The organism is Mycobacterium sp. NPDC003323, assembly GCF_053589535.1.
The window spans coordinates 145,304-160,799 of the sequence record NZ_JBSFSB010000005.1 but is presented as its reverse complement, the minus strand read 5'-3'; the positions used below and the strand labels follow the sequence as shown (position 1 = coordinate 160,799).

12 protein-coding genes and 2 pseudogenes are annotated in these 15,496 nt (G+C 67.4%); 11 read left to right on the top strand and 3 right to left on the bottom strand.

The window, feature by feature from the left end; all coding sequences use genetic code 11:
* Window positions 1-3: 3 nt before the first annotated feature.
* The 3 genes and pseudogenes from mobA to ACWDUN_RS14825 all read left to right on the top strand — a co-directional run.
* Complete coding sequence (gene mobA / locus ACWDUN_RS14835) at window positions 4-573, top strand: molybdenum cofactor guanylyltransferase (RefSeq protein ID WP_449929831.1); 570 nt, start codon at window positions 4-6, stop codon at window positions 571-573.
* Window positions 574-1,714: 1,141 nt separating this feature from the next.
* Window positions 1,715-1,948, top strand: a pseudogene (locus tag ACWDUN_RS14830) (transglycosylase family protein); the annotation flags it as partial.
* A 329-nt stretch (window positions 1,949-2,277) separates the two neighbouring features.
* Window positions 2,278-2,508: pseudogene (locus ACWDUN_RS14825) on the top strand (transglycosylase family protein); the annotation flags it as partial.
* Window positions 2,509-2,675: 167 nt separating this feature from the next.
* Here ACWDUN_RS14825 and ACWDUN_RS14820 read toward each other — a convergent pair.
* The gene (locus ACWDUN_RS14820; protein WP_449929829.1) at window positions 2,676-3,824 is read right to left on the bottom strand and encodes an FAD-dependent oxidoreductase; all 1,149 of its coding nucleotides are present in this window, start codon (window positions 3,822-3,824) and stop codon (window positions 2,676-2,678) included.
* A 113-nt stretch (window positions 3,825-3,937) separates the two neighbouring features.
* On the opposite strand from ACWDUN_RS14820, the gene ACWDUN_RS14815 reads away from it, so the two are divergent.
* From ACWDUN_RS14815 to ACWDUN_RS14805, 3 genes are read left to right on the top strand one after another with little or no spacing between them, the layout of a single operon-like run.
* On the top strand, window positions 3,938-4,471 hold the full coding sequence (locus tag ACWDUN_RS14815; RefSeq protein ID WP_449929827.1) for a dimethylamine monooxygenase subunit DmmA family protein: 534 nt from the start codon (window positions 3,938-3,940) through the stop codon (window positions 4,469-4,471).
* Window positions 4,468-5,412, top strand: coding sequence for a PDR/VanB family oxidoreductase (locus tag ACWDUN_RS14810; RefSeq protein ID WP_449929825.1), 945 nt, complete (start codon window positions 4,468-4,470; stop codon window positions 5,410-5,412). Before ACWDUN_RS14815 ends, ACWDUN_RS14810 begins: the two co-directional genes overlap by 4 nt.
* Window positions 5,409-6,386, top strand: a complete 978-nt coding sequence (locus ACWDUN_RS14805; RefSeq protein ID WP_449929823.1) for a heme-dependent oxidative N-demethylase family protein — start codon at window positions 5,409-5,411, stop codon at window positions 6,384-6,386. Before ACWDUN_RS14810 ends, ACWDUN_RS14805 begins: the two co-directional genes overlap by 4 nt.
* A 56-nt stretch (window positions 6,387-6,442) precedes the next feature.
* Here the strand turns inward: ACWDUN_RS14805 and ACWDUN_RS14800 are convergent, their stop codons facing one another.
* Complete coding sequence (locus tag ACWDUN_RS14800) at window positions 6,443-6,661, bottom strand: hypothetical protein (RefSeq protein ID WP_449929821.1); 219 nt, start codon at window positions 6,659-6,661, stop codon at window positions 6,443-6,445.
* Window positions 6,662-7,993, bottom strand: a complete 1,332-nt coding sequence (locus tag ACWDUN_RS14795) for an ammonium transporter (RefSeq protein WP_449929819.1) — start codon at window positions 7,991-7,993, stop codon at window positions 6,662-6,664.
* Between the two features lie 210 nt (window positions 7,994-8,203).
* Between ACWDUN_RS14795 and ACWDUN_RS14790 the strand changes: the two genes are divergently transcribed.
* From ACWDUN_RS14790 to ACWDUN_RS14770, 5 genes are all read left to right on the top strand, one after another.
* Window positions 8,204-8,824, top strand: a complete 621-nt coding sequence (locus ACWDUN_RS14790; protein WP_449929817.1) for a hypothetical protein — start codon at window positions 8,204-8,206, stop codon at window positions 8,822-8,824.
* A gap of 21 nt (window positions 8,825-8,845) precedes the next feature.
* Window positions 8,846-10,810, top strand: a complete 1,965-nt coding sequence (locus ACWDUN_RS14785) for an alpha/beta fold hydrolase (RefSeq protein WP_449929815.1) — start codon at window positions 8,846-8,848, stop codon at window positions 10,808-10,810.
* An 11-nt stretch (window positions 10,811-10,821) separates the two neighbouring features.
* Entirely contained in the window at window positions 10,822-12,078 is a 1,257-nt protein-coding gene (locus ACWDUN_RS14780) for a saccharopine dehydrogenase family protein (protein ID WP_449929813.1), read from the top strand.
* Between the two features lie 68 nt (window positions 12,079-12,146).
* Entirely contained in the window at window positions 12,147-12,743 is a 597-nt protein-coding gene (locus ACWDUN_RS14775) for a DUF937 domain-containing protein (RefSeq protein WP_449929811.1), read from the top strand.
* A 109-nt stretch (window positions 12,744-12,852) separates the two neighbouring features.
* Complete coding sequence (locus tag ACWDUN_RS14770; protein WP_449929809.1) at window positions 12,853-15,492, top strand: valine--tRNA ligase; 2,640 nt, start codon at window positions 12,853-12,855, stop codon at window positions 15,490-15,492.
* Window positions 15,493-15,496 lie beyond the last annotated feature (4 nt).

Genomic DNA, 15,496 nt, shown 5'->3' with positions numbered 1-15,496 from the left:
GGTGTGACCCCGCACCTGCAGCCGGCCGCCGTCGTACTGGCCGGTGGGGCGTCGCGGCGGATGGGTCGGGACAAGGCGACACTGCTCTTCGACGGGCGCACCCTCGTCGAGCGGGTGGTCGACGTCGTGGCCGCCCGCTGCGATCCGGTGTTCGTCGTCGCCGCGCCGGGGCAATCGTTGCCGACGCTGCCTGCCCGCATCCTGCGTGACGACGTGCGCGGCGTCGGCCCGCTGCTGGCGACCGCTCGTGGGTTACGCGCGGCCGCTGAGGCGGGCGCCCGCTGGGCCTTCGTCAGTGCGGTCGACATGCCGCACCTCGACACCGAGCTGATGGATGCGTTGCTGACGCCGGCCGTCACCGCCGAGGCGACGGTCATCCTGCCGTGGGACGGCCGTGACCACTATCTGGCCGGCTTGTACCGCACCGCCTTGGCCGATCTGGCCGACGAACTGGTCACCGCGGGGGAGCGCAGCATGCGCGCCCTGGTGGACGCCGCCGACACCCAGCGCATCGTCATGCCGGACCAGCACGCGCTGACCAACGTCAACACGCCCGCCGACCTGGACGTCTGAATTTTCGCCGGTTCGGTCAGCAAATAAGCAATTATGACGCCATCGTCGCCGAATTTGTCCTTCGGCGAAATTCATCTGGTCGATAACACGCATATAACGAGTGCGTGAACGTCACAATTCACCGTCCGCGGCTCGCGCGATCACGGCCGGTTCTTGCCGCAGTGAAGCGAAAAGCTTTGATGCACAACCTATCTGGTGGTAGTGCGGACACTGTGGAAAACCGATGATTCCGTAGACATTTCGTTGTGCCGGTGTTGTTCGACTGTCTAAGTCGTGCGCGTGAAAGTGTGCTGACGGCTGCGCCGCGATGCGGCGCGGACTGACCCGCTCGGGCAGCGCGTGAGACAAACGGCGGTACGAAACGAAAACTACTGCGCAATATAGGTATACGTGCCGTGGACGCTCTATGAGCGCGAATCATGCTGAGAAAGAACATGGTTCGACCGGCCTGGAGAATCGACCAAAAGCATGGCAGGACAGACATTTTCGCTGTTGAGATCCCCGATCGATGCCGGGCCGGGCGCAGCGAACATGGCCGTCGCGGCACCGCGTGAAACGGGTGTGAAAGCCCGCTCTTCGGGGTATCCACACGTTGGCTGCGTCCGTCGACACGCGGCCAGGTGGCGCAGCTCACAAAATGGCTGTGATCTGCCTCACCGATAACGCCTCTACCTGCGATTCAGGGTTGATAGTCGAATTCACGGCTGACCTGCGTAATTGGCCGATCGCCCAAGCTGTGATCTTCTCGTGATCAAAGAGCGACACGTTCGTCATTGAAGTGACTTCGTCCGCGGAGTTTTGTACGTTCATTTTCAACTCCGGTACGGAGCAAACAATTTCACATTCAAGCACCTGCGTGTGAGTGGGCCGGATGCAGACTGAATTCACGTCTGTCGGTCGCCGGGTATGACGCCCGGCGAGACTTGTGTCTCCCACTGTCGTGCCTGACCGAGACGGCACGCCCCAAATCCGCCGCCTGAGCAATTCAGGTCTTCGCGTCCGCATCCGTGTGGACGTGTTCTTTGGCGCGCGCTCGGCGAGAGGATCGATTTTGAAGAACATCCGCAAGACGTTCGGTATGGCCGCCATCGCTGGGGCGCTCGGCGCTGCCCCCCTGATGCTGGCGACCGGAACCGCACATGCGGACTCCGTGAACTGGGACGCCGTTGCTGCCTGCGAGTCGGGCGGCAACTGGGCCATCAACACGGGCAACGGTTACTACGGGGGCCTGCAGTTCACCCTCGGCACCTGGCACGGCAACGGCGGCAGCGGCATGCCGCACGCCGCCAGCCGCGAAGAGCAGATCCGCGTGGCGGAGAATGTCCTGCGCAGCCAGGGCATCGGCGCGTGGCCGAGCTGCGGTGGCCGGGGCTGACGCCTCCGATAGCAAGAATTGGTGCAATGGCGCCGGGCATTGAGCTCGGCGCCATTGTTTTCTCATGAACACCGCCAATCACATAAGAAACTGTTAAAACTTCAGCCTCCTCGGTAACGGGTGATATCCGTCGCTCGACACATCGGATAACCGCGTCGCAAGAATGCTTCACGCTTGGTTCGCGGCCCTCGTGTCACCGGTCGGGGAAGGACCGCAAGATGAGCAGCTTTCGCAACACCATCAAGAATGTCGTCACCAAGAGCCTATGGGTGGCCGCCGCGACCGGCGCCCTGTCGGTCGCCCCGATGGCGATGACCGCCACCGCCGGCGCGGACAGTGTCAACTGGGACGCCATCGCCCAGTGCGAGTCGGGCGGCAACTGGTCGATCAACACGGGTAACGGCCACTTCGGCGGCCTGCAGTTCAAGCAGGCGACCTGGTCCGCCAACGGCGGTGTCGGCTCGCCGGCCCGGGCCTCGCGCGCCGAGCAGATCCGCGTCGCCGAGAACGTGTTGCGCACCCAGGGACTCAAGGCCTGGCCCAAGTGCGGTTCGCGGGGAGCCACCCCCGCCGTCTGGGGCACCCCGACCCTGCCGCAGGCCCCCGCGCCGGCCGCCACCGGCTGCCAGGCCATCCGCGGCGGCGCCGTGCTGGGCATCTTCGACTTCCGGCAGATGTGCAAGGGCATGGAGGCCGCCGTCCGCGCCTTCCAGCCGCGCTGAACGGATCAATCCGGGAGGACGAACGCCGATCTGCCGGCGACCGTCGACAGATGACGGGCCAGCAGCCACTCCGGCACCACCGCCGAGGCCCGACTGGCCAGCGAGCTCAGCGCTGCGGGCCGCAGGTTGACCATCCGTCCGATGGTGCGTGACTCGGCGACCAGGCGCTGCACCCGACGTCGCCGTACCTGGGCGAACTTCTGAAACGCTGCCGAGAGATCGCCGTCACCGGTGGTGAGCGCCGCGAGAATCGCCGCATCCTCCAGGCCCTGACAACCGCCCTGGCCCAGGTGTGGCCGCATCGGATGCGCGGCGTCCCCCACGATCACCGCCCGGTCGCGGGCCCACCGATCGGCCCGCTTGCGGTCGTAGAGGTCGTTGCGCAGCACGGCGGCGGGATCGGTCGCGGCCAGTAGCGCCGGGATCGGGTCGGCCCAATCCGCGAACAGCCGGTGTAGGTGGGCCAGCTCGCCGTCGGGAGCGGACCGCCCCTGAGCGGCGCGCTGGGTGGCGAACCAGTAGGTGTGCCGCGTTCCCAACGGCACATGACCCACCTCCATCCCCGGACCCATCGTCTCGCCGGCCAGATCCGGGTCGAGCGCATACTCGGCGACACCGCGCCAGGCGGTGTAGCCGGCATAGCGTCTCGGCAGATCGCCATTGAGCCGCCTGGCCACCATGGAATCGACACCGTCGGCCCCGACGACGGCGTCGGTCGCCAGCCGGCCGCCGTCGCCCAGCGTGATCGTCGCTCCCGAAGGGGAGACATCGAGGTCGGCGGCCGCCACCCCGTGCCGGACGACACCCGAGGGCAGCGCATCGGCCAGGATGGCGGTCAGGACGGCTCGGTGGATTACCACGAGGGGTTCGCCGAGGGCATGCACCATCCGGTCGGCGGCCGGGCGCCGCAGCCAACGACCGTCGTGCCAGCGCACCGCGCCGGCGCTCACCCGGCCGCCGGCGTCCCGGACCTGATCGCCGAGGCCGATGGCGTCCAACGCCGCCAACGCGTTGGGCCAGATGCTGATCCCCGCGCCCGCACTCGTATCCGCCCGCTGTTCGACGACCTGAACCTCGTGACCGGCGCGGCGCAGCGCGACGGCAGTGGCCAAGCCGGCGATGCCGGCGCCGATGACGGTGATGTGATGCGGCATGCGCCTGACAGTAGGCGTCAAGCAGTCGAGACATTCGGGTCACATCCACGAAACGGAGCACTGGTTTCCTGAAAGGCAACTCAGTCAACCGTAGGTGTACAGGGAAGGGCTCGATGAAACCCGATATCGATGTGACCAGTGTGCCCGGATGGGCGATCCGCCCGAGCCGTCCGCCGGCCGACACCTCGGGGCGATCCTGGACCGTCATCGTCCTCGACGAGGGTGCATCCGAGATCGCCGACCGATGGCGTCAGCAGATCGCCGCGACCGGAGGGGAATCCGGGATGGTGGTACATCGGGTCACCGGTATCGACGCGGCGCTCACGGCATTGCGCACCGATCTCGCCGGCGCGCGCGTCGGATGGCGGCTGATGCTGGCGGGCTCGGCGCAGAGTTGTCTGGTGCTCCGGGCCGAAGCGGTCTCGCTCGGCGTCGCCGATGACGAGATCACGGTCGCGACCACCGACGTGGCGGCGCGATCCGTGCGATGCGTGCACTGCCTGACCGTCACCGGTGCCCGGGTGGCCGTCGAGGAGGTCCTGCCCTGTTCCGGGTGTGGTCGCAATCTTGTTGTCTACTATCACGTCTCGCGACGTGCGGGCGCGCACCTGGGATTCATGGTCGACGCCGAGGCGATGCCGGCATGACGACGCTCAAGCTGGTCGTCACCGCCATCGACGACACCGTCGCCGATATCCGCACGCTGACCCTGACCGACCCCGACAGCGCAACCCTTCCCGCGTTCCCGGCGGGCAGCCACCTCGTCCTCGAATGTGGGCCGGTGTCGAATGCCTATTCGCTGACCGGTGACGGGACCGCACCCGAGGCATACGTGATCTCGGTGCTGCGTTGCCCCGTCGAGGCGGGTGGATCCGGCGGATCGCAGTGGATCCATGACGAACTCGAAGTCGGCGACACGCTGATCGCGAGCCTGCCGCGCAGCGCCTTTGCGCCCGTGCTGCGCGCCCGGCGTCACCTGCTGGTGGCCGCGGGCATCGGCATCACCCCGATGGTGTCGCATCTACGCGCGGCGCGGATCTGGGGCCGCGACACCCGGCTTTTCTACATTCACCGGCCCGGCCGCGGGGCGTATCTGGACATCGTGTCGGCACTGGCCGGGCATGCCGCGATCCACACCAGTCGGGTGCAATTCATCGCGGATGTGCGTGCTGCGCTTGCCGATCAGCCGTTCGGCACGCACCTCTACATGTGTGGACCCGCCCAGTTCATCGAGCAGGTCACCGCGTTGGCCGTCGAACTGGGTTGGCCACCAAGTCGAATGCATCACGAGCACTTCGGGTCCGCCGCACTGGACCCGGGCGCGCCCTTCACCACGCGGATTGCCTCCACGGGGGAGGAGTTCGTGGTCGATGCGGGGGTATCGCTGCTGGAGGCGTTGGAACGCCGCGGAATCACTGTCCCCAACCTGTGCCGCAAGGGTGTGTGCGGGCAGTGCCAGATCCCGGTGACCGCCGGTGCGATCACGCACCGCGATCTGTACCTCGACGCCGAGCAGAAGCGGGCGGCTGACTCACTGATGGCATGCGTGTCCCGCGGTGCCGACGGAACCCTGGAGGTGGCCTTGTGATTTCGGCGAGCGATCTGATCGAGACGTTCCCGTTCCCGTTCCCGGCGGACAGCTACCGGTACTCCACCAACGTGGAACCGGCGGGGGCGGCGGTGTCGACACCGGCGGGCCGGTGGGGTGAACGGGTGGTCGAGGTGGACAGCGAGTACCGGCGCGAACTGGCCGAGCGGGCCGCGGTCCTGGCGGCCGATCCCACCCGGTATGCCGTCCTGCCGCATATGCGCCCGGCCTGCTGGGATGCCATGCTGACGTTGATGCGGGAGTTGGCCCGCTCCTACCCGGAAGCCATGTCGCTGCACCGTGACGGCGAGCAATGGCGTTGGTGCAACGACAAACTGGGCATCGAGCAGACATTTGTCATCGGCGACGAGACCACGCTTCCCGCCGAGCCGCTGGCCTATATCGCCGCTCAGGTGCAAGAGGACATCGTCCTGCTCGACCAGCGCGAAAATGACCTGTTCGGGGACGCGGGCGTGGTGACGTTCGCCGCGGACTGGTCGTTCGGTTTCGACGTCGGGATGACATTCCTGGAGATTCACGGTCCGGTGCCTCGACTGCGGGCCACCGGCGTCATCACCCGTGCCCGGGAATTCCTCATGCGGCTACAGCCGGGCGAGACCTACCGGCGCACCAATTGGACGCTGACGGTCGGTCGGCGGCTGGATGTCTCGACCGAGCGGTACCACGAGTGGGGGCCTGACCGCGTCCTGATCACCGGTGTCGACGACGAGGAGTTCGGCCGGCTGGTCCATCTGCGGGTCGAGGTTCAGCACCTGATCCGACTGCCCGAGTCCGGTGCCATCTGTTTTCTGATCCGCACCTATCTGTTGCCCTTCACCGACCTCGCGACGGTGCATCCGTGGCGTGAGCGCACCGCCGCGGTGCTGGCCGACCTGCCCGAGGACATGGCCGACTACAAGGGCATCATCGGCTACCGTGACCGCGCGGTGCGATGGCTGCGCGACCACGGCTGAAACCCGGACGTGAAAATGCCCGGACCCATTGGGGTCCGGGCATTTTCGGAGTTCTGCTAGTACGGCGTCGGTTCGCCCTCGGCCGCCGGTCCCGGCTCCACCGGCTTGTGCTCGATGATCGCCCGGTAGGCCTTGTTCTCGTGCTGGATCATCCGGACGAAGAATCCGATGAACACCGCCAGGGCGAGCAGGAACACCAACCACACACCGAGCGAGTTGCCGCCGAAGGTGAACACCACGCCGGCCTCGTCGTAGCTGTCGATCGGGCTGAACATCTACTTGACCTCCTCGGTGACGACCAGTACTGCCCCGTTGGTGCGCATCGCGGTGATGGGGATGCCTTCGGGATACGGCGTGGCAGGCACCTCGGTGAGGTCCAGGCCCTGCATCTCGACTTCCTTCGGAATGCGCAGCAGACCAACCTTCTTCAGCCCCAGCGACACCAGGTAGGCCGGGATGAAGCCGAGGGCGGCGAACACCACTGCCCCGACGACCTGACCCCACAGCGACACCGGCGGGTTGCCGTCGGTGTTCGGGTAGCCGGACAGGAACACCCCGGCCATCAGCACCGAATACAGACCGATGCCGCCGTGCACCGACACCGCGCCGACCACATCGTCGATCTTGAACCTCTCCAGCAGCTTTCCGATGAAGGGAGCCAGGCAACCCGCGCCGAACGCGATCAGGAAGCCCAGCGCCGGGTGATAGAGATCCATTCCCGATGCCACGCCGATGATGCCGCACAACCCGCCGGAGATGGTCCAGAAGGGTTCGCCACGCGACGTCAGGTACGCGCCGATGATGCCGCCCGCCAGGCCCATCAACGTGTTGAAGGCAAAGGCGCTCAACGTCGTCGGGCTGGCGTAGATGGTGGCGTAACCATCGCCGGCGTAGATCACGCAGCCCATCAGGAAGCCGAAGAAGCCGGCGAAGATGAGCATCAGGCCCACCATGGTGAGCGGCAGGTTGTGCGGACGGATCGTCACCGGCTTACCGTCGGGCAGGAAGCGTCCGATGCGCGGACCGAGGTTGATCAGGATCCCCAGGGTCGCGAAGCCGGCGATCATGTGCACACACCCCGCCGCACCGACATCGTGGAAACCGAGCTTGGTGAGCATCCATCCGGCGCCGTGCCACCCCCAGGCGGCGCCGATGATCCACGTGACCGAGCCGACCATCACGGTGAGCACCAGAAATCCGCTGGTGCGAATGCGTTCCAGGACAGCGCCGGACATGATCGACCCGGTCGTCGCGGCGAACAGCGCGAACGCACCCCAGAAGATGCCGCTGGCCGAGTCGGCGGTGTTCGGACCCATGTTGTCGCCCCACGGCAGGGCGGCCTTGGCCGCATCGTTGAACTCGATGAAGCCGCTGGGCATCGCGTTGTACAGGAACCAGCCGACGAAGTAGAAGGACGCCACGATGGTGGCGAGCGCCAGCAGGTTCTTCATGGCCGTCGCGAGCACGTTCTTCGACCGGGACGCGCCGACCTCATAGGCCAGGAACCCGGCGTGGATGAGCATCATCAAGGCGATGGACATCCAGTAGAAGAACTCGTTGTTGACGGACGCCATCGTCGAGAGGGCGTCCTCCACTTCAGGTGTCAAAGGGACCTCCGCCGTTGTTGGGGGTTTGCGACACGGCGCTGCGTTTATCCGCAGTGTCCGTGAGGTACTGACGGTGTACCGAGATGAAGGTAACCGCGCCAATGTGTCTCGGCCGTCATCGCCGGTTAAATCGGCGTGAAGACGCCGTACCGCCGTGTTACGCCCCGAACTTGGGATCGGTAGCGCGCCGCTGCCGCCACAGTCGTTGCCATGACGACATACACCCGCTTCGGTATCGGCCTGGCCGCCACCGCCCTGTCCATCACCTTCCTGACCGGATGCTCGAAGGTCGCCGAGATCCAACAACTCACCGACGCCGCGAGCACCGCGGTGGAGCAGCTCAACGAGACCGCCGACGGCCTCGTCGACATCGCCGCCGGTGACATGCTGACCACCGAATCGATCGACGCCGCCATCACCGCCATCTCCGAGAAGGTCGGCGCCGACCCGATGCAGGTGGTGGAACTCGTGTTCACCGACATGTCGGTGACCGCACAGGCCATCGATCCCGCCGCGCCCACCGAACTGAACCAGTGGACCTATACCGCGGGCACCGTCGGCCCCATGCGGCCGGTGGACTACGGCGACGACGCCGAGGCGCTGCGGCAGAACCTGTTCTCGGTCACCGAGGTGCCGACCACCGCGATCGTTGCGGCGATCGACAAGGCGGCGGCCGCCAGCGGAATCGCCGATGCCGCCGTGCAATCGGTGGTGATCAAGCGCAACCTCCCGTTCGGTGACGAGCTGCAGATCCTGCTCAACGTCCAGGGCGAGCGCAGCAGCAAGCAGGTCCGCGCCGATGTCACGGGGCAGATCACCGAGGTCGTCTGACGGCCGCACTACGGTGAGGGCATGACGCCGTTCGAGGATCTGGATTCCTATCTGGCACTGCCCAGGGTGGCCGGCCTGGCCGTCACCCCGGGTGGTGACCGGGTGGTCACCACCATCAGTGAACTCAACGACGACCGCACCGAATACATCACCGCGGTCTGGGAATTGGATCCCGAAGGACGCCGGCCCGCCCGCCGGCTGACCCAGGGCGCCAAGGGGGAGTCGAGTCCGGCCTTCACGGCCGACGGGGATCTGCTGTTCTTGGCCAGCCGGCCGAGGCCGGGCGAGGAAGCACCTCCCGCGGCGCTCTGGCGGCTGCCGCGCGACGGCGGGGAGGCGGTCGAGGAACTGGCCCTGGCCGGCGGGATCACCACCGTGCACCCCGCCCGGCGGGCGGCACGTACCCTGGTGACCGCGCCTCTGCTGTCGTCGGCCACCGGGATCGATGACGACGAGCGGCTGCGAAAACTGCGCAAGGACAACAAGGTCTCGGCGATCCTGCACCGCAGCTACCCGATCCGGCACTGGGACCACGATCTGGGACCCGATCAACCGCACCTGTTCGACACCGACGGTATGCGTGACCTGGCCCCGGCCGCCGGTGTCGCACTGCGCGAGGCCGCATACGACCTCAGCCCGGACGGCAGCTTCGTGATCACCGGCTGGCATGCGCCGACTTCCGGGGTGGCCGTGCGGTCACGGATCGTGCGCATCGACATCGCCACCGGGGAACACACCGTCATCGCCGATGACCCCGACGCCGATCTGGACGGGCCGGTGATCTCCCCGGACGGCCGCCGGTACGCCTTTCTGCGCGAGACCACCTCGACACCCGAGCGGGCGCCCCGGGTCACCTTGTGCTGGGCCGAATTCGGGCGGCGATGGCAGGAACTCGGCGACTGGGACCGCTGGCCCGCCTCGGTCGTCTGGAGCGCCGACGGCACCCGCCTGATCGTCACCGCCGACGACAACGGCCGACACCCGATATTCACGGTAGACCCCGCAACCGGCACCGTCACCCGGCTCACCGATGACGATTACGCCTACTCCGATATCCGCACCGCGCCGGGCGGGATCATCTTCGCGCTGCGCAGTTCGTACCTGCGGCCGCCGCACCCGGTGCGCATCGATGCCGACGGCGCCGTCAGCGTGCTGCCCTGCGTCGAACTGCCCGAGCTGCCGGGCACCGTGGAGGAACTGACGGCCGCGGCGCCCGACGGCACACCGGTGCACTCGTGGCTGGTGTTACCCGACGGTGAAGGGGCGGCACCGCTGCTGCTGTGGGTGCACGGCGGACCGCTCGGTAGTTGGAACACCTGGCACTGGCGGTGGAATCCGTGGCTGCTGGCCGCCGCGGGCTATGCGGTGCTGCTGCCGGATCCGGCCCTGTCCACCGGCTACGGTCAGAACTTCATCCAGCGCGGCTGGGGCGCGTGGGGTTCGGCGCCCTATACCGATCTGATGGCGGCCACCGACGCCGCCTGCGCGCATCCACGGGTCGACGAACGGCGCACCGCCGCGATGGGCGGATCCTTCGGCGGCTACATGGCCAACTGGATCGCCGGTCACACCGACAGGTTCGCCGCGATCGTCACGCACGCCAGCCTGTGGGCACTGGACCAGTTCGGACCCACCACCGACGGGGCGTACTGGTGGGAACGCGAGATGACCGAGCAGATGACACAGCACAATTCGCCGCACAGCCACGTCGAGTCCATCCGCACCCCGATGCTGGTCATCCACGGCGACAAGGACTATCGCGTTCCCATCGGCGAGGGTCTGCGGCTGTGGTACGAACTGCTCAGCCGGTCCGGGCTGGCCGCCGCCGACGACGGGTCCAGCCCGCACCAATTCCTGTACTTCCCATCCGAGGGGCACTGGATCGCGGCACCCCAGCACACCAAGATCTGGTACCAGGTGATCACCGCATTCCTGGACAACCATCTGTTCGGTCGGGAGGTAGGCCTGCCCGAACTCCTCGGGTAGCTTCGGGACCCATGACCTCCTCGCAGCGCGAATTCGACATCGTCCTGTACGGCGCCACCGGGTTCGCCGGCAAGCTCACCGCGCAGTACCTGGCCGGGGCCGGCTCGGGCGCCCGGATCGCACTGGCCGGACGCTCGCTGGTCAAGGTGCGCGAAGTGCGCGACAGCCTCGGGCCCGCCGCGCAGGACTGGCCGCTGATCGAGGCCGACACCGCCCAGCCGTCCACGCTGGCCGACCTGGCCGCGCGCACCCAGGTCGTCGTCACCACCGTCGGTCCCTACACCAGGTACGGGCTGCCGCTCGTGCAGGCGTGCGTCGCGGCGGGCACCGACTATGCCGATCTCACCGGCGAGACCCTGTTCATCCGCGACAGCGCCGAACAGTTCCACAAGCAGGCCATCGACACCGGCGCGCGGATCGTGCATTCCTGCGGATTCGATTCGGTCCCATCGGATATCACCGTCTACGCCCTGCACGACCGGGTCGTCGCCGATGGCGCCGGTGAGCTGACCGAGACCAACCTGGTGCTGCGCACCTTCGCCGGGGGCGTCTCCGGTGGCACCGCCGCCTCGATGGTCGAATTCATGAAGACCGCCGCCGACAACCCGGAATCACGTCGCTACCTCGACGACCCCTATACCCTCACCACCGATCGGGGCGCCGAGCCCGAGCTCGGACATCAGTCGGACAACCCGTGGCGGCGCGGCCGCGATATCGCCCCTGAACTCGACGGCATCTGGACCGGCGCGTTCGCGATGGCCGCCCCCAATTCCCGCATCGTGCGACGCAGCAATGCGCTGCTGGACTGGGCCTACGGTCGACAGTTCCGCTATGCCGAACAGATGAGCCTCGGCTCGTCGGTGCTGGCACCGGCGGCCGCGGCGTTGGAGACCGCCGCCAGCGTGGCGACGTTCAGCCTGGGCAGCCGCTATATGAACAAGGTGCCCACCGGTCTGCTGGAGCGCGTCCTGCCCAAGCCCGGCACCGGACCCAGCGAACGCACCAGGGAGCGCGGCCACTACCGCATCGAGACCTACACCACCACGACCACCGGTGCCCGCTACCGCGCGACCATCGCGCAGCAGGGCGACCCGGGCTACAAGGCCACCGCGGTGTTGCTGGCCGAGTGCGGCCTGGCCCTGGCGCTGGACCGCGACGAACTCTCGGATCTGCGCGGTGTGCTCACCCCGGCGGCCGCGATGGGTTCGGCACTGCTGACCCGGCTGCCCGCGGCCGGGGTCACCCTGGAGACCGCCCGGCTCAATTGATTCCGGCCGTCCGCCCGCTCGGCTAGGGTCCGATCCGGGGGGCCGAAGTGCAACGGAATGGGTGGACCATGGCAGGTTTGGACGATCTTTATGCGCAGATCCCGGTGGCGGACATCGCCGCGAGATTAGGGGCCGGCCAGAGCGAGGTGGACAACGCCATCCGGACGCTGGTGCCCGCGTTGGTCGGCGGTGTGCAGGCCAACGTGCAGGCCGACGACATCGACTCCACGGATCTGGAGGCGGCGGTCGGCTCGCAAGCCGGCAGCCGTCTGTTCGATGGCGGGGTCACGGTCGACGATGTCGACACCGCCCACGGCGACAAGATCGTCGCCGACATCTTCGGCGGCAACGACAGCAACAGTGTCGCCTCGGCACTGACCGGCGGTGGCGTGGCCAACGGCGACCTGATCAGGAAGCTGCTACCCATCCTGGCGCCGATCGTCCTGGCCTATATCGGCAAGCAGTTCGGTGGTGGCGCGGACCGAACGCAGGCCGGCGGCGGCGGGCTCGGCGACGTGCTGGGAGGCATCCTCGGCGGCGGATCGAGCGGCGGCGGTGACAACCCGCTGGGCAGCATCCTGGGCAGTGTGCTCGGTGGCGGTTCCGGTGCGCAGGGCAATCCGATCGGCGACATCCTCGGCGGCCTGCTCGGCGGCAGGAAATAGCCGCGATCTGTGGAGCTCTCGTCGGAATGGTTCCGACGAGCACTCCACAAATCGCAGCCGAAATCGGGGGCTCGCGTGGCCGCTGCGGCGGTTTCCCTAGAATCGAGCGGTGACTGCCAGCCCCTCCTCGCGCGCCGATGCCCTGCCCAAGTCCTGGGAACCGGGAGCGGTAGAGAGCGACCTGTACCAGGGCTGGGTCGACGCCGGGTACTTCACCGCCGACCCCAGCAGCGACAAGCCCGGCTATTCCATCGTGCTGCCGCCGCCGAACGTCACCGGCAGCCTGCACATGGGACATGCGCTCGACCACACCCTGATGGATGCGCTGACCCGTCGGCGACGCATGCAGGGATTCGAGGTGCTGTGGCTGCCCGGCATGGACCATGCCGGCATCGCGACCCAATCGGTGGTGGAAAAGCAGCTCGCCGCCGACGGCAAGACCAAAGAGGATTTCGGCCGTGACCTGTTCATCGACAAGGTCTGGGACTGGAAGCGTGAGTCCGGCGGCACCATCGGCGGGCAGATGCGCCGCCTCGGCGACGGCGTGGACTGGAGCCGCGACCGCTTCACCATGGACGAGGGCCTCTCGCGTGCCGTGCGCACCATCTTCAAACGGCTCTACGACGCCGGGCTGATCTATCAGGCCGAGCGGCTGGTCAACTGGTCGCCGGTGCTGCAGACCGCCATCTCCGATCTCGAGGTCAAGTACGAGGACGTCGAGGGTGAGCTGGTGTCGTTCCGCTACGGGTCGATGAACGACGACGAACCGCACATCATCGTGGCCACCACCCGACTGGAGACCATGCTCGGTGACACGGCAATCGCCGTGCACCCCGACGACGACCGCTACCGGGCGCTGGTCGGCACCACCCTGGCGCACCCGTTTCTGGCCGACCACTCCATCGTCATCGTCGCCGACGCGCACGTGGATCCCGAATTCGGCACCGGCGCAGTCAAAGTCACGCCCGCCCATGATCCGAACGACTTCGAGATCGGGTTGCGGCACAACCTACCGATGCCGTCCATCCTGGACACCGCGGGCGCCATCTCCGGAACCGGGACGCAGTTCGACGGGATGGACCGCTTCGAGGCGCGCGTCGCCGTGCGCGAGGCATTGGCCGCGCAGGGCCGCATCGTCGCCGAGAAGCGCCCGTATCTGCACAGCGTCGGGCACTCCGAGCGCAGCGGCGAACCCATCGAGCCACGGCTGAGCCTGCAGTGGTGGGTCAAGGTGGAGTCGCTGGCCAAGGCTGCCGGTGACGCGGTCCGCAACGGCGACACCGTGATTCATCCGGCCAGCCTGGAACCCCGCTGGTTCGCCTGGGTGGACAACATGCACGACTGGTGCATCTCGCGTCAGCTCTGGTGGGGCCATCGCATCCCGATCTGGCACGGGCCCGACGGCCAGCAGGTCTGCCTGGGACCCGACGAGACCCCGCCACAGGGGTGGGAGCAGGACCCCGACGTCCTGGACACCTGGTTCTCCTCGGCGCTGTGGCCGTTCTCCACCATGGGCTGGCCCGACGCCACCCCGGAGCTCAAGAAGTTCTATCCGACAACGGTTCTGGTCACCGGCTACGACATCCTGTTCTTCTGGGTGGCGCGGATGATGATGTTCGGCACGTTCGTCGCCGGCGACGATGCGATCGACGCCGCTGCGGTGCCGTTCGAGAACGTCTTCCTGCACGGCCTGATCCGCGACGAGTTCGGCCGCAAGATGAGCAAGTCCAAGGGCAACGGCATCGACCCGCTGGACTGGGTGGAGAAGTTCGGCGCGGACGCGCTGCGCTTCACCCTGGCCCGCGGCGCGAGCCCCGGCGGCGACCTCTCGATCGGTGAGGACCACGCCCGCGCATCGCGCAACTTCGCCACCAAACTGTTCAACGCCACCAAGTTCGCCCTGATGAACGGTGCCGAACCGACCGAACTGCCGGCCGCCGACCAACTCACCGACGCCGACCGCTGGATCCTGGGCCGGTTGGAGCAGGTGCGCGCCGAGGCCGACGAGGCGCTGGAGTCCTACGAGTTCAGCCGCGCGTGCGAGGCGCTGTACCACTTTGCCTGGGACGAGTTCTGTGACTGGTACCTCGAATTGGCCAAGGTCCAGATCTCCGAAGGGCTTTCGCATACCCCCGGGGTGCTGGCCGCGGTGCTCGACACGCTGCTCAGACTCCTGCACCCGGTGATGCCGTTCGTCACCGAGACGCTCTGGAAGACGCTGACCGGTGCCGAATCGCTCGTCATCGCGGCGTGGCCGAGCGCATCCGGGTACGCAACGGATGCGGTTGCCGCTCAACGCATCACCGACATGCAGAAGCTGGTGACCGAGGTGCGCCGCTTCCGCAGCGATCAGGGTTTGGCGGATCGGCAGCGGGTGCCCGCCCGGCTCGCCGGTCTGGACGCCGCCGATATCGAATCCCAGCGGCCGGCCGTCACCGCGCTGGCCTGGCTCACCGAACCGGCCGACGGGTTCACCGCGTCGGCCTCGGTCGAGGTGCGGCTGTCCGGTGCCACCGTGACCGTCGAACTGGACACCTCCGGGACCGTCGACGTCGCGGCCGAGAAGCGCAGGCTGGAGAAAGACCTGGCCGCCGCGCAGAAGGAACTGGCCCAGACCGCGGGCAAGCTCGGCAACGCGGAGTTCCTGGCCAAGGCGCCCGAAGCCGTCGTCGAGAAGATCAAGGCCCGTAGGCAACTGGCCGAGGAAGAGGTCGAGCGGATCACCGCCCGCCTCGCGGCGTTGGCATGACCTG

Excerpts from the sequence above, each read along its gene's own strand:
- ACWDUN_RS14820 (WP_449929829.1), bottom strand. The coding sequence starts at position 3,824 with ATGCCGCATCACATCACCGTCATCGGCGCCGGCATCGCCGGCTTGGCC.
- ACWDUN_RS14815 (WP_449929827.1), top strand. The coding sequence starts at position 3,938 with ATGAAACCCGATATCGATGTGACCAGTGTGCCCGGATGGGCGATCCGC.
- ACWDUN_RS14810 (WP_449929825.1), top strand. The coding sequence starts at position 4,468 with ATGACGACGCTCAAGCTGGTCGTCACCGCCATCGACGACACCGTCGCC.
- ACWDUN_RS14800 (WP_449929821.1), bottom strand. The coding sequence starts at position 6,661 with ATGTTCAGCCCGATCGACAGCTACGACGAGGCCGGCGTGGTGTTCACC.
- ACWDUN_RS14790 (WP_449929817.1), top strand. The coding sequence starts at position 8,204 with ATGACGACATACACCCGCTTCGGTATCGGCCTGGCCGCCACCGCCCTG.
- ACWDUN_RS14785 (WP_449929815.1), top strand. The coding sequence starts at position 8,846 with ATGACGCCGTTCGAGGATCTGGATTCCTATCTGGCACTGCCCAGGGTG.
- ACWDUN_RS14780 (WP_449929813.1), top strand. The coding sequence starts at position 10,822 with ATGACCTCCTCGCAGCGCGAATTCGACATCGTCCTGTACGGCGCCACC.
- ACWDUN_RS14775 (WP_449929811.1), top strand. The coding sequence starts at position 12,147 with ATGGCAGGTTTGGACGATCTTTATGCGCAGATCCCGGTGGCGGACATC.